Source organism: Streptomyces stoeckheimensis (assembly GCF_045822005.1).
Taxonomy (GTDB): Bacteria; Actinomycetota; Actinomycetes; order Streptomycetales; family Streptomycetaceae; genus Streptomyces; species Streptomyces stoeckheimensis.
This window is the reverse complement of the sequence record NZ_CP169550.1, coordinates 387,387-400,009: the sequence shown is the minus strand read 5'-3', so window position 1 is coordinate 400,009 and position 12,623 is coordinate 387,387. Positions and strand designations below refer to the sequence as shown.

General features: G+C 71.5%; 12 protein-coding genes and 1 tRNA gene. 9 read left to right on the top strand and 4 right to left on the bottom strand.

All coding sequences use genetic code 11. The annotated features are described in order from the left end of the window. Positions 1-29 precede the first annotated feature (29 nt). Positions 30-845, bottom strand: a complete 816-nt coding sequence (locus ACE1OC_RS01835) for a hypothetical protein (protein WP_407835458.1) — start codon at positions 843-845, stop codon at positions 30-32. A gap of 312 nt (positions 846-1,157) precedes the next feature. Here ACE1OC_RS01835 and ACE1OC_RS01830 point away from each other — a divergent pair, with 312 nt between their 5' ends. Further along, a complete protein-coding gene (locus ACE1OC_RS01830) occupies positions 1,158-2,459 on the top strand; it encodes a M14 family zinc carboxypeptidase (RefSeq protein ID WP_407841457.1) in 1,302 nt (433 codons plus the stop codon). Between the two features lie 143 nt (positions 2,460-2,602). Next, entirely contained in the window at positions 2,603-3,520 is a 918-nt protein-coding gene (locus tag ACE1OC_RS01825) for a MurR/RpiR family transcriptional regulator (RefSeq protein ID WP_250745767.1), read from the top strand. A gap of 350 nt (positions 3,521-3,870) precedes the next feature. Here the strand turns inward: ACE1OC_RS01825 and ACE1OC_RS01820 are convergent, their stop codons facing one another. Continuing rightward, positions 3,871-4,326, bottom strand: coding sequence for a peroxiredoxin (locus ACE1OC_RS01820; protein WP_407841456.1), 456 nt, complete (start codon positions 4,324-4,326; stop codon positions 3,871-3,873). 80 nt (positions 4,327-4,406) lie between these two features. Further along, positions 4,407-5,975 carry an oleate hydratase gene (locus ACE1OC_RS01815; protein ID WP_407841455.1) on the bottom strand — a complete coding sequence of 523 codons (1,569 nt, stop codon included), beginning with the start codon at positions 5,973-5,975 and terminating at the stop codon, positions 4,407-4,409. A gap of 383 nt (positions 5,976-6,358) precedes the next feature. On the opposite strand from ACE1OC_RS01815, the gene ACE1OC_RS01810 reads away from it, so the two are divergent. The 4 genes from ACE1OC_RS01810 to ACE1OC_RS01795 all read left to right on the top strand — a co-directional run bounded on the left by ACE1OC_RS01810 (position 6,359) and on the right by ACE1OC_RS01795 (position 9,589). Continuing rightward, positions 6,359-6,658: a hypothetical protein gene (locus ACE1OC_RS01810; RefSeq protein ID WP_407835457.1), complete on the top strand. Its 300-nt coding sequence runs from the start codon at positions 6,359-6,361 to the stop codon at positions 6,656-6,658. Between the two features lie 54 nt (positions 6,659-6,712). Further along, complete coding sequence (locus ACE1OC_RS01805; RefSeq protein WP_407835456.1) at positions 6,713-7,297, top strand: TetR/AcrR family transcriptional regulator; 585 nt, start codon at positions 6,713-6,715, stop codon at positions 7,295-7,297. Between the two features lie 95 nt (positions 7,298-7,392). Then, positions 7,393-8,772, top strand: a complete 1,380-nt coding sequence (locus tag ACE1OC_RS01800) for an MFS transporter (RefSeq protein WP_407835455.1) — start codon at positions 7,393-7,395, stop codon at positions 8,770-8,772. Positions 8,773-8,824: 52 nt separating this feature from the next. Beyond that, entirely contained in the window at positions 8,825-9,589 is a 765-nt protein-coding gene (locus tag ACE1OC_RS01795) for an SDR family NAD(P)-dependent oxidoreductase (RefSeq protein WP_407835454.1), read from the top strand. 93 nt (positions 9,590-9,682) lie between these two features. Here the strand turns inward: ACE1OC_RS01795 and ACE1OC_RS01790 are convergent. After that, positions 9,683-9,756 (bottom strand) — tRNA-Met (locus ACE1OC_RS01790). Positions 9,757-10,093: 337 nt separating this feature from the next. Here ACE1OC_RS01790 and ACE1OC_RS01785 point away from each other — a divergent pair. The 3 genes from ACE1OC_RS01785 to ACE1OC_RS01775 all read left to right on the top strand — a co-directional run bounded on the left by ACE1OC_RS01785 (position 10,094) and on the right by ACE1OC_RS01775 (position 12,601). Continuing rightward, positions 10,094-10,297, top strand: a complete 204-nt coding sequence (locus ACE1OC_RS01785; RefSeq protein WP_053678014.1) for a cold-shock protein — start codon at positions 10,094-10,096, stop codon at positions 10,295-10,297. A gap of 352 nt (positions 10,298-10,649) precedes the next feature. Next, on the top strand, positions 10,650-12,218 hold the full coding sequence (locus ACE1OC_RS01780; protein WP_407835453.1) for a DEAD/DEAH box helicase: 1,569 nt from the start codon (positions 10,650-10,652) through the stop codon (positions 12,216-12,218). Positions 12,219-12,289: 71 nt separating this feature from the next. After that, positions 12,290-12,601 carry an SCO5918 family protein gene (locus tag ACE1OC_RS01775; RefSeq protein WP_407835452.1) on the top strand — a complete coding sequence of 104 codons (312 nt, stop codon included), beginning with the start codon at positions 12,290-12,292 and terminating at the stop codon, positions 12,599-12,601. Positions 12,602-12,623: the final 22 nt, after the last annotated feature.

Sequence of the window (12,623 nt, the reverse complement as noted above, 5' to 3'; positions counted from 1 at the left end):
CCACGGACCGGGCCGCCCCGGGGCTGCCCCTACGAGCCGCCCTTCGGCGGCCTGGGCAGGCCCTGCTCGTCGCACGGGAGCCGGTCCGCCGGGTAGTCGGCCAGGAAGTCCCGGACCGACTCCTTCTCGACCTCCGTCATCTGTACGGGTTCCACCACGATCACGCCGCCGAAGGGACGGTCGACGTCCCGGATGATGAGCAGGGTCGCGGTCAGCAGCACGGTGACGACGACCAGGGCGGTGAGCGGCCCCTTGTTGTCCTTGCGGGGCAGGCACAGACCGAGACCGACCACGGTCACGGCGAGGTTCAGCAGCATGAACCAGTAGATCAGGGGCGGGATGGTCGGTGTGGACTCGGCCATCCTGGCCTGCCGGCCCAGGGACCGCTGGTCGTCCGCGGCGACCAGCATGCCGAAGGTGGGACTGTTTGTGCCCAGTTCCTTGAAGGTCGCGCGGAAGTCCCTGCTCCACACGCTGGGGGCCGACGAACCCTCTCCCTCGGCCATGGCGGGCCATTCCTTCTGCTCGACGGCGCGCGCGTAGCAGACCGCGTCACCGCGCAGCCGCTGGCGCAACGCCGGGGGAGCGTAGTCCGCCACCTCCGCGAGGTGGTCCAGTGCGTGGGCTTCGGCCCGCGCGGCGTCGTCGGCCCGCCCGTTGGAGGTGGAGGCGGTGACGAGCATGAAGGCGAGGATCAGGATCGTCAGGGTCATCAAGGGCCCGATGAGATCGCGCACGCCCATGCCCTCGGCATCGTCACCGCCCATCAGCCGGGGCCGCAGGAACCGGTTCGCGGCGATCCCCGCGGCCAGTGCGAGGAGGGCGACGAGGAGGGTGATGGTCACGGGCCGGCCTCCCGCGCACCATCCCCGGGCGGACCCGTCACGTATCCCACCACGATCTCCCTCCGGTCGGGTCGCGCTCCCGTGCTCCCCGTTGATCCCCGTGTCCGTGATCCTCGTGTCCGGCCCGCCCGGGCCGCGCCCGCGGCGCCCGCTGCGCCGGAAGGCCACCCGCACGAGTGCCGCCGTAGTGCCGTTCGGCAGAGGCGCGGTGTCTCGTACGGGAGGAACTCGCCCGGCCACCCGGGTGAGTTCGGGAGCGGATCCCCGCCGCCGGGGTCCGGGTCCCGCTAGAACCGGGGAGTGATCGAGAAGATGACGGCGCGCGGTCTGTCCGCGCTCGCTGCGACCCTGACGGCCGTGCTCGCGACGGCCCTGGCCCCCGGCCCGGTGGGTGCGGCCGAAGGGGCGCCCCGTACCGGCTTCGAGGCCACGCACGGAGCGCACTGGACCACCGAGTCCCAGGAGCGGGACCTGCTCCACGCCGTCGGCCGGCACGGCGAGCGCGCCGCCGTCCGGACGACCGTCCGGACCATCGGGACGACCGTGCGGGGCCGTCCGCTGCGCCTGGTGAGCCTGGGGCGGGGCCCGGTCACCATCCTGCTGGTGTGCAGCCAGCACGGAGACGAACCGGCGGGGCGCGAGGCGTGTCTGAGCACCGTACGGGACCTCGCCCACGCCCGGGACGCGGCGGCCCGGCGCCTCCTGGAGACCGTCACCCTGCTCGTGATCCCGACGGCAAACCCGGACGGACGGGCGGCCGGCACCCGCACCAACGCCGCGGGGACCGACATCAACCGCGACCACATGGCCCTGACCTCGCCCGAGGCGCGGGCGATGGCCGCCGTGCTGCGCGACCACCGGCCGCACCTCGTGTACGACCTGCACGAGTACCGGTCGACGCCGGGGACCTACGACAAGGACCTCTTCGACCTCTGGCCGCGCAATCCCAACACCGACCCGGCGGTGTACGCGGAGTCCCGCCTCCTGTCCGCCGCGTACGTACGCGGGGCCGCCAGCGCGGCCGGCCACACCACCGGGACCTACGGCATCCGCACCGACCCCGTGACCGGCGCCCCGGTCGGGCAGTCCGCGGGCGACGGCCAGGAGCGGATCCTGCGCAACACGGCAGGCGTGAAGCACGCGGTCGCGCTGCTGATCGAAAGCCGCATCGAAGCACCCGCGGGCCCGGCCGGTGACGCGGAGCGGGCCGACGCGTCCCGCAACCACCGCCGTCGGGTCGACTCCCAACATGCCGCCCTGCGCGGCCTGTTCGACTACGCCTCCACGCGTACGGGCCCCCTCGCGGCCGCCTCGGACGCGGCCCGCCGGGCCGGGGGGAGCGCGCTGGGGCCGGTCATGCTGGCCGGTGCGGACAACGCTCCCGCGACCGCCGACGAGGTCCTTGCCGACCCGCCCTGCGGCTACCGGCTCACCCCGGCCCAGTACGCCGGGACCGGCGACCGCCTGGCCCTGCACGGCGTACGGGCCGTACCCGCCGACGGCGGTGGTGCGTTCGTCCCGCTGAGCCGGCCCCTGCGGGCCCTCGTCGTGCTCCTCCTCGACGGCCGGGCCCCGCACCGGCTCACAACAGGGCAGCCCGTACAGAGATGCTGATGCTCCGTCAATGACGGCCGGTGCCGCGCATCCGTGGGCGCCGGGGACGTGCGCGCGGCCGGTTGCGGGGGGAAGCGCGCTGGTCAGCCGGATGCCGTGAGCTATGTTGGGATCACGGAGCGGCACGAAAGGGAGGACCGCCGGTGTCATCGGGGCAGCAGGCGCGCGCACAGGCGGCAGCGATCACGCCGAGCGGGCAGGCGGTCGACCACGAGAGGGCCCCGGCCGACCGGGTCCGGGCCCTGTTCGACGGGCACCCCCTCTCGCCGGGGCAGCGCCGGATCGCCCAGTACCTCGTCGACCACCTCACCGAGGCGGCGTTCCTCTCGATCACCGAGCTCGCGGAACGGGCCGGGGTGAGTCAGCCCTCCGTGACCCGCTTCGCCGCGGCCCTCGGTTTCAGTGGGTACCCGGCCCTGCGCGACGTGCTCCAGCCGATCGCGCTCAGCGCGGTGGCCGGCACCCCGGACAGCCCCGAACAGACCCGGCGCAACGAACTGCAGGCGGCCGTCGACGCCGAGATCGAGAACCTGCGCACCGTCCGCCAGCTGCTGGCCGACACCGACCAGGTGCTCGACATCGGGCGCGAGCTGGCCCGGTCGGTGCCGCTGACGGTCCTCGGCCTGCGGATCTCCGTCTCGCTGGCGGAGTACTTCGCGTACGCGGCCCGCCGGATCCACCCCGACGTGCGCCTGGTCACCGGTGGCGGCAGCGTCGCCTCCGACGCGCTGCTGCAGGCCCGGGCGGCGGGCGGCAGCTGGGTCCTGGCCTTCGCGATGCCCCGGCACGCCAAGGAGACCCTTGCGGCGCTGCGGGTGGCCCGCGGGGCGGGGCTGCGCATCGCGCTGATCACGGACCGGACGCTGGGACCGCTGGTGGACGAGGCCGACGTGGCGCTGACGGCCGGTACCGGTTCGCGGCTGGTCTTCGACTCCTACGCGGCGCCGGGCGTCCTGTCCGCGGCGCTGCTCCAGGCGATGGCGGACGCGGACCCGGAGCGGACGCAGGCCCGGCTCGAAAGCTACGAGCAGGCCGCGGACCAGCACGGCTTCTTCCTCTGAGGGCTGTCGGCAAGGGCTGTGCACGGGCCTGAGGTGCCATATTCACACCACCCTTAAACATGAATATTTTCATACCCTTGCTTACTCGGCGGTATATATGTTTACTGATGGCGGCGCGGTCATCCGTCAAGATGCCAAGGAAGGTGTCCCCACACCGTCCTAGAACCGACACCCGACGTGACGTTTCTCCTCCTCACGTGACGCCAGGTGTTCCCGTCCGGCTTTCGGATCCCGTAGCGCCTCTGCGGCCTCGGCCAACCCCTGGGCCGAGGCCGCCCAGTACCTTCTCCACCGGTGTTCGGCACGTTCGGCCGATCGGCTTGCTCTCGGCCGGCCGGGGACCCGGCGCGTCAGCCGGTGGCCACACCGACGAGCTGCTCCGCGATGGTGTCCGCGGAAGGGAACCTCATGCCCAGGGTCCCGACGTGCTTCCAGTGCAGGGTGCCGTCCGGTGCGATGACGAAGACGGCCCGGCGCAGTCCGATCACCGGAGCCGAGATGCCGAAGGCGCGGGCCACCTCGCGGTCGGTGTCGGCCAGCAACGGCATCCGCAGGCCGCGGGCCCGGGCGAAGGCCTCGTGGCTGTCGACGCCCTGCGGGCTGATGCCCCACACTTGGGCACCGCACGCGGAGAGCGCCTCCAGCCCGTCGGAGTAGGAGCACAACTGCGTCGTGCAGACGGGGGTGTTGTCGCCGGGGTAGAAGGCGAGAACGACCGGGTTCCCGCGCTGCTCGCCGAGGGCGTACTGCCCGCGGACGAACACGTCCTCGCTGAGCCGGCCGCCGGGGAGCGAGAAATCGCCCATCACATCGCCCACGTCCGGGATTCGGGTCACGATGGCCGCACCTCTCTGTCGTCGAGGGGCGTACGGTACCCGACCGCGGCTCAGCGGCGGTGCATCGTGTGCAGGGCTTCGAGGAGCACCTTGGGATCGTGGCCGCCCTTGTAGACGGGCGGCGGCTGCCGGTCCAGGTGCAGCAGCCGGGCCACGGCGGTCCACGCGGTGCGCACCGAGTACTCGACGGTGAACACCACGTCGTCGGGGACCTCGGCGTACTGGCCGATGAAGGCCAGGTTGGTGGAGCCCTCCGGGACGACCTCGGGCCGGTCGCCGGCCTTGCGCACCAGGAACTGGCTGGTGATGTACGGCATCAGGGCCGGAACGACGACCGAGGACTCCAGGATCTGCTCGCTCTGCTCCAGGCGCAGGTGTCCGAGCACCTCGGTGAGGATCTCGCGGCCCGTGCACTCGGCCATCGTCTTGCCCACGTGGTCGCCGGCCTTGTCCGGGAACAGCGCGTACCCCCACCAGACGTAGGTGCCCTCGGGCTGCTCGTGGAAGTGCGGCTGGTGGTTGAGGACGATGGTCAGCAGCCAGCCGGAGTCCTTGAAGGTGATCAGACCGCCCTTGCCGGCCTCGCTGCCGGAGAACTCCTCCATGGCCTTGAAGAAGGTGGGGTCCTGGGTGGTGACGGTGAAGGAGCCCCAGGTGGAGTCCGAGACGGAGGAGTCGAACACCGAAGGGTCGCCCAGGTGGGGGCGCTTGGCCGCCAGGGTCTGCCACAGGCGCCACGAAGCGTCCGGCGCGGAGGTGTCCAGTACGGCGGGGGTGTCCGTGGACCCCAGGGTCGAGTTCGCGGTCATCGATCCGTTGGTGACGAACACCAGGTCCTCGGCGGCGACGGGGATCCGCAGGTCCGCGCCCTCCCGCGTACAGGCGAGGGCGGTGACGGTGGTGCCCTCGCCGTCGGCCAGCTCCACGTCGGTCACGGTGGTGTTCATCGTGAACACGACGCCGTTGCTCCGCAGCCAGCTCTGGAGCGGGCGCACGATCGAGTCGTACTGGTTGAAGCGGGTGCGGTAGATGCCCGACATGGTGTCGAAGGTCTTGAAGAGGTGCACGAACCGGTTGAGGTAGCGCCGGAACTCGATCGCCGAGTGCCAGGGCTCGAAGGCGAAGGTCGTGCACCACATGTACCAGAAGTTGGTGGTGAAGAACGCGGGGGTGAAGCAGTCGGAGATGCGCTTGCCGTCGAGCCGGGACTCGGGGGAGGCCACGCACGCGACCAGGTCCAGGCGGTCGCGCTCGGAGAACCCCATGGAACGGGTGTCGACCCGCAGGCCGGCGGAGTCGACCAGGCGGGCCTTGTCGTTCCAGGCGAAGTCCTCGTGGAAGGCGAAGGTGTCCTCGGTGACCGAGGTGCCCGGCGCGTCCAGTGAGGGGATGGAGCGCAGCAGGTCGTAGGTGCACTCGAAGTGCAGCTCGAACATCCGGCCGCCGCGCATGGTGTAGCCGTTCTCGGGGTCTCCCGCGGCGTCCAGACTCCCGCCGGTGCGGCCCTGCGCCTCCAGGATCGTGATGTCCGAGCCCGCGAACCCGCCCTCCCTGATCAGCAGCGCCGCTGCCGACAGGGAAGCGATGCCGGCACCCACCAGATAGGCCTTGGCCACGATGTGTCTCCTCGCCCTGGCCGTACGGGCCCCGGTCGGCCGTACGGTCACCCACCCAGGCCACCACCCCCCACGGCGGGTCGCGACCCGGGTGCGCCATTGGGCGGGCGCGATGTCGGAGGGTGCCGTGTCGGAGGGCGCCTCCCGCGGACGGCCGCGGCACGAGCCATCCGCATTCTGAGATGCGGTGTCACATGTCGGCGCCGGCGTGCCAGACTCCTGGGCATGCGCCAGCAGAAGATTATTAGCGCCGGCGTGCCGGCCCGGAGCTGAACTGAGACCACCCCAGCAGCCCACCGCCCGCACGCAGACCTCTCGCATCCGCGAGGGGTCTTCTTGTTTTCCGGGACCACGCACCTCCGCCCCAGGACAGGAGCCCACCTCTCATGACCCGCAGCGATGTTCTCCCCGCCGTCGACGACGCCGTGCGCACCGGCGACACCGCCTGCCACGCGCTGACCGTCACCGTCCGGGACGGCGGCCACGCCCTCAACCGCATCTCCGCGCTCCTCAACAACCTTTCCGTCAGGGCGCTGTCCTTCAGGGCCGCCGAGGGCGGCGGGCTCGCCGTGTGCGAGATCGTGGTGCCCGCAGCGGACTCGCCGCGCGCCCAGGCCAAGCTCCGGCGGTGCGTCGAGGTGGTCGAGCTGAGCGCCCACCCGGCGGGGGAGCCCCGGGTCATCTGAGCGAACCGCACGGATTACTTGACTGACCGTTCCAGTATCCGTAGAGTACGGGATGTGGCCAGGACCAAGGAATTCGATCCGGACGCCGCGCTGCAGTCGGCTCTGGAGCTGTTCTGGCGGCGCGGCTACGAGGCGACGTCGATGGCGGACCTCGTCGAGGAGCTCGGCATCGGGCGAGCCAGCATGTACGCCACCTTCGGGAACAAGCGCGAGCTCTACCTGAAGGCGCTGGACCGCTACGGCGAGTACCGCGACCCCAGCCTGCTGCGCGAGCTGTCCCAGCCGGGGCCCGCGCTGCCGGCCGTACGCACGGTGGTGCGTCGCTTCGCCGCCGAGTCGAGCACCGGTGACCTGCGGCAGAACGGCTGCTTCGTGACCAACACGGCCGCGGAGCTCGGTGCGCACGACCCGGATGCGGCCCGCAAGGTGGAAGCGAGCTGGAGCCACATCGAGACGCTGCTGCACTCGGCGCTGACCCGGGCCCAGGCCCAGGGCGAGCTGCCGGCGGGCCGCGATCCGCGCACGCTCGCCAGCATGCTGCTGGTGCTCATGCAGGGCATGCGCGTCGTGGGCAAGGCCTCGCAGGACCCGGCCCGGGTGCTGGCCGCCGCGGAGCAGGCCCTGGCCCTGCTCGACTGACCGGCCGCACGACTGTTTGACGCCTCCCTTCGGGGAGGTTCTTTTAAGGCTTCATTCTGGAATGTACGATCCAGTTCATATCATGAGGGGGAGTAATGGCCGTCACGCAGACCACACGCACCACGCAGACGCTCACCGCGTCCGGATCCAGGGCGGCCCGCCCGGCGCCCGGCCCGGCCTTCGCGCTGCTCGGCACCGTGCAGATGACGCTGATCTTCGCGCTCACCTCGCTCATCGTGCCGCTGCCCGCGATCGGCCGCGAATTCACCCTGGGCCGCGATGACTTGCTGCTCCTCAGCGCCGCCTACGGACTGAGCTTCGCCGGCCTGCTGCTCTTCGGGGGCCGCCTCACCGACCGGTTCGGCGGGCGCCGGGTGCTCACCGCCGGCCTGCTCCTCTTCGCCGTGGCCTCCCTCGCGGCACCGTTCGCCCAGGGGGCCGGGACCCTGCTCACCGCCCGCTTCGCCCAGGGGGTGGGCGCCGCGCTCACCGCACCGGCCGCCATGGCCGTACTGCGGGCGGTCTTCCCCGAACCCGCCGCGTTCGGGCGGGCGATGGCCACCTGGGGCGGACTGTCGGTGCTCGGCGCGACCGCCGGGAACCTGCTCTCCGGGGTCATCTCGGCCCTGAGCAGCTGGCGGCTGTCCTTCGCCGTCCCGGTCGCCGTGGCCGCCGCCGCCCTGCTCCTCGCTCCCCGGCTGCTGCCCGCCACTGCGGAGGGTGAGGGCCGGTCCCTGGACCTGCCGGGCGCCCTGCTGGCCACCGCCGGGATCAGCCTCGCCAGCTACGGCTTCGTCCTCACCGACGTCCGGTCCTGGGGATCGACGAGCGTCCTGGTCGCCCTGGTGGCCGCGGCCGCGCTCCTGCTGGCCTTCCCGCTCGTCGAGCGCCGGGTCCGTGACCCCCTGCTCCCGCTCGGATTCCTCCGTGACCGGCGCCGGGGCCTCGCCCTCGCCGCCATCGGCCTCACCGCCGCCGGTACCGCGCTGACCTTCGTCCTCCTCTCGCTCCACCTCCAGCAGGAACTCGGCTGGTCGGCGCTGCGGACCTCGGCCGCGTTCCTCCCCTTCGCGGTGGCGCTCCTGGTGGCGGGCCGGGTGGCGGGTCCCCTCGTGGGCCGGTACGGGGCGCCCCGCGTCACCACCGCGGGCCTCGTGGTCGCCGCGGCCGGGCTGGCGCTCCTCGCACTCACCGGCCTGGCCGCGCAGATCCCGTACGCCTACGGCCTCCTCCCCGGCCTGCTCCTGCTGCCCGCCGGAGCGGCGGCCGCCTTCGCCGGAGCCGCGGTCCTCGCCACCGACGGGGTGGCGCCCCACCGGGCGGGACTCGCCGGCGGGGTCATGAACACCGCGATGGAGCTCGGCCCGACGGTCGTCTTCGCCGCCGTGCTCTCCCTGGGCTCCGACACGGTCTCCCTCGCCGCCACCGCGGTCGCCTTCGCCGCAGCGGCCTTCCTCAACACCCGCATCAAGTAACCGACAGACACATCAAGCAACCGACAGCCAACCGAGTAGGGGAATCACCATCATGTCCGCACGTTTCACAGGCAAGAGCGTCCTCGTCACCGGTGCCGGCTCGGGCATCGGCCGGGCCATCGCCCTCGCCTTCGCCGCCGAGGGGGCCGCGGTGACCGTGGCCGGCCGTACGGCGGCGCCGCTCGACGCGACGGTCGAGCTGATCGAGAAGGAGGGGGGCCGGGCCCTCGCGGTGACCGCGGACGTGACCCGCGCCGAGGACGTACGGGCCATGGTGCGCCGCACCGTGGAGCACTTCGGCGGCCTCGACGTCGCGGTCAACAACGCGGGCGTCCTGCGGGGCGTCGGGCCCGTCGCGGACCTTCCGGAGGAGGACTGGCGCAGCATGCTGGACATCAACGTCACCGGCGTCCTGCTCAGCCTCCAGGCCGAGGTAGCCGCCATGCGCGACCAGCCCGCCGGCGGAGCGATCGTCAACGTCTCCTCGAACCTCGGCGCACACGCCCGCATCCCCGGAGTCGCCGGCTACCTCACCACCAAGGCGGCCGTCTCCGCCCTGACCCGGGCCGCCGCCCTGGACCACATCGCCGACGGGGTCCGCATCAACGCGGTCAGCCCCGGAGCGACCGCCACCACGATGTCGCTCCGGCCGGGGGAGAACGAAGCGGACCGTGCCGCCCGCATGCAGGACGAATCGCCGCTGGGCCGGGTGTCCTCCACCGCCGAGGTCGCGGCGGCCGTGCTCTACCTGGCATCGCCGGACGCCGCCTCCGTGGTCGGCACCGACCTGGTGATCGATGGTGGCGCCGCCGCCTGACGGCCGCGGGAACCGGTCGCGCCAGGGCGAACCGGCCCGGAAACGGCTTCGGCCCCCTTGACGCCTGGGCGTCAAGGGGGCCGAAGCCTTTCGTAGCGGGGACAGGATTTGAACCTGCGACCTCTGGGTTATGAGCCCAGCGAGCTACCGAGCTGCTCCACCCCGCGTCGTTGTGAACATCACTGTACGGGATCCCGGGCCCGCCTCGGACCACGGCCGAAAATCCGGGTCCACCGGGTCGGAAAATACACACCGGCCAGGTGAGAATTTCTGAAGCGGCGCACGGGGCGGATTTTATTTTCCCGCCCATCCGACCCCGGCGTGCTACTGTGGTTTTAGTTGCAGTTGTGGTTCCCAAAAATTTCGAGCACCTCTGCCCACTCCTTCGCAGGAGCAGGGCGAGTGTTCTTGTATTTCCGGCGTTTTCCGGGCTGGGCAATCATCGGCGACTTGAGGTTCGCACAGTGCGGACCTCCGGGCTGTGCCCCGAAGGAGTAAAAAAACATGGCAAATGGCACCGTGAAGTGGTTTAACGCGGAAAAGGGCTTTGGTTTCATCGAGCAGGAGGGTGGCGGTCCTGACGTGTTCGCCCACTACTCGAACATCGCCTCGCAGGGCTTCCGTGAGCTTCAGGAAGGCCAGAAGGTCAGCTTTGACATCGCGCAGGGCCAGAAGGGCCCGACCGCCGAGAACATCGTCACCGCCTGACGTTCACGCGTAACCGCGTAGCTGGGGCCCGCACCTTGGGTGCGGGCCCCAGCTCGTTGCGTTTTTGGATCTGCGGGCCGTCCGGGCCCGCGTGCGCGGCGCGGCGGGGAAACCCGACCCAGCGCCCCACCGTTCGGCCGATGGATGCACTCCTCGGCTCCCCACTCGTATGTGGCACATATTCTCGCCGACACATAGGGTGATAATCCTTTCATGGCCGGTCGATCGAGCGAAGTTCGATTCGATGCCGTCCATATCTTTTATGCTCCGGCTCATTCTTGCGAATCCTCGTGCGGCCAGATTTCCGCTGCCGAGAACTCCTCGATGTGCGCCGTATCGAGGAAGGTTCTGCATGAACCGCACGACCCGCATGAATGACCGCTCTTCGTCCTCCCGTACGGGTGGATCCAACAGCTCCTACGGCTCCTACGGCGGCTCCTCCGGCTCCGGCAGCCGTTCCGGCAGCCGCTTCGGCTCCTCCGCCCCCAGCCGCTCCGGTGCTCCCAAGCGCTCGGGTGGCGGCGGCTACGGGCGCCGTCCCGCCGCACCGCAGGGCGAGTTCGCCCTGCCGGTCACCGTGGTCCCCGCGCTGCCCGCCGTCGAGGCGTTCGCCGATCTGGAGATGCCGTCGCAGCTGCTCGCCACGCTCACCCGTGAGGGCATGACCACCCCGTTCCCGATCCAGGCCGCCACGCTGCCCAACGGCCTCGCGGGCCGGGACGTCCTGGGGCGCGGCCGCACCGGCTCCGGAAAGACCCTGGCCTTCGGCCTCGCACTGCTGGCCCGTACCGCTGGCCAGCAGGCCGAGCCGGGCCAGCCGCTCGCGCTGGTCCTCGTACCCACCCGTGAACTCGCCCAGCAGGTCACGGCGGCCCTCACGCCCTACGCCCGTGCGGTGAAGCTGAGGATCGCCACCGTCGTCGGCGGCATGCCGATCCACCGGCAGGCCGGCGCGCTGCGCGGCGGTGCCGAAGTGGTCGTCGCCACTCCGGGCCGTCTGAAGGACCTCATCCAGCGGGGCGACTGCCGGCTGAACCAGGTCGGGATCACCGTCCTGGACGAGGCCGACCAGATGGCGGACATGGGCTTCATGCCCCAGGTCACCGCGCTCCTCGACCAGGTGCGCCCCGAGGGCCAGCGGATGCTGTTCTCCGCCACCCTCGACCGCAACGTCGACCTGCTGGTCCGCCGCTACCTGACCGACCCCGTCGTGCACTCGGTCGACCCCTCGCAGGGCGCCGTCACCACGATGGAACACCACGTCCTGCACGTCCAGAACTTCGACAAGCAGGCCGCCACGACCGAGATCGCCGCCCGCGAGGGCCGCGTGATCATGTTCCTGGACACCAAGCACGGCGTGGACAGGCTCACCGAGCACCTGCTGAGCAACGGGGTGCGCGCCGCTGCGCTGCACGGCGGAAAGTCGCAGCCCCAGCGCACCCGTACGCTCACGCAGTTCAAGTCCGGGCACGTCAGCGTGCTCGTGGCGACGAACGTCGCGGCCCGCGGCATCCACGTCGACAACCTCGACCTCGTCGTCAACGTGGACCCGCCGACCGACCCCAAGGACTACCTGCACCGCGGCGGCCGCACCGCCCGCGCCGGCGAGTCCGGCAGCGTCGTCACCCTGGTCCTGCCCAACCAGCGCCGCGACATGGTCCGTCTCATGCAGGCCGCGGGCATCACCCCGCAGACCGCCCAGGTCCGCTCCGGCGAGGCCGAACTGAGCCGGATCACCGGCGCCCAGGCACCGTCCGGCGTCCCGGTCGTCATCACGGCCCCCGTCACCGAGCGGCCCAGGGGCGGCGCCGGCGGCGCTTCCCGCGGCCGTCGCAGCCGGCCCGCACAGGACCGGCGCAGCAGGACCTCCGCCACCGCCCGGGGGCCGCAGCGCCAGTCCCCGGCCACCACGGCGGCTTAGACGGCCTAGGCGGCCCCGCCCGGATCCTGCCGGACCGGGCACGGACGGTTCTCTTCTACCTGTGAGGCAGCATGCGCTTCGTCATCGCCCGCTTTCCGTTCGACCTGACCAAGGCCGGCGTCCTCGAATCGATGAAGGGCGTCAAGCCCGAACCGATCACCGGTGACTCCGTGGTCATAGGCCGTCGGTCCTACCCCGTGAAGCAGGTGGGCGCCGTGGTCACCCGCCAGGACCGCCGCGACTTCACCGCCGCCGAGGTGATCAGGGCCCTGACGGCACTGGGCTTCACCTGCCGCCCGCTCGAAACGGTCCCGGCGCCCGCCCCGGCCATGACGCCGCTCCAGAAGGCGTCGGCCATGCTCGGCGCCCCGTCGGGCGTGTAGCAGGGCCGCAGGAACAACGCGT

What these genes read in the sequence shown, in the direction of transcription:
- ACE1OC_RS01800 (WP_407835455.1), top strand. Translation starts at nt 7,393, where the DNA reads ATGGCCGTCACGCAGACCACACGCACCACGCAGACGCTCACCGCGTCC.
- ACE1OC_RS01775 (WP_407835452.1), top strand. Translation starts at nt 12,290, where the DNA reads ATGCGCTTCGTCATCGCCCGCTTTCCGTTCGACCTGACCAAGGCCGGC.
- ACE1OC_RS01785 (WP_053678014.1), top strand. Translation starts at nt 10,094, where the DNA reads ATGGCAAATGGCACCGTGAAGTGGTTTAACGCGGAAAAGGGCTTTGGT.
- ACE1OC_RS01830 (WP_407841457.1), top strand. Translation starts at nt 1,158, where the DNA reads ATGACGGCGCGCGGTCTGTCCGCGCTCGCTGCGACCCTGACGGCCGTG.
- ACE1OC_RS01780 (WP_407835453.1), top strand. Translation starts at nt 10,650, where the DNA reads ATGAACCGCACGACCCGCATGAATGACCGCTCTTCGTCCTCCCGTACG.
- ACE1OC_RS01820 (WP_407841456.1), bottom strand. Translation starts at nt 4,326, where the DNA reads ATGGGCGATTTCTCGCTCCCCGGCGGCCGGCTCAGCGAGGACGTGTTC.
- ACE1OC_RS01810 (WP_407835457.1), top strand. Translation starts at nt 6,359, where the DNA reads ATGACCCGCAGCGATGTTCTCCCCGCCGTCGACGACGCCGTGCGCACC.
- ACE1OC_RS01795 (WP_407835454.1), top strand. Translation starts at nt 8,825, where the DNA reads ATGTCCGCACGTTTCACAGGCAAGAGCGTCCTCGTCACCGGTGCCGGC.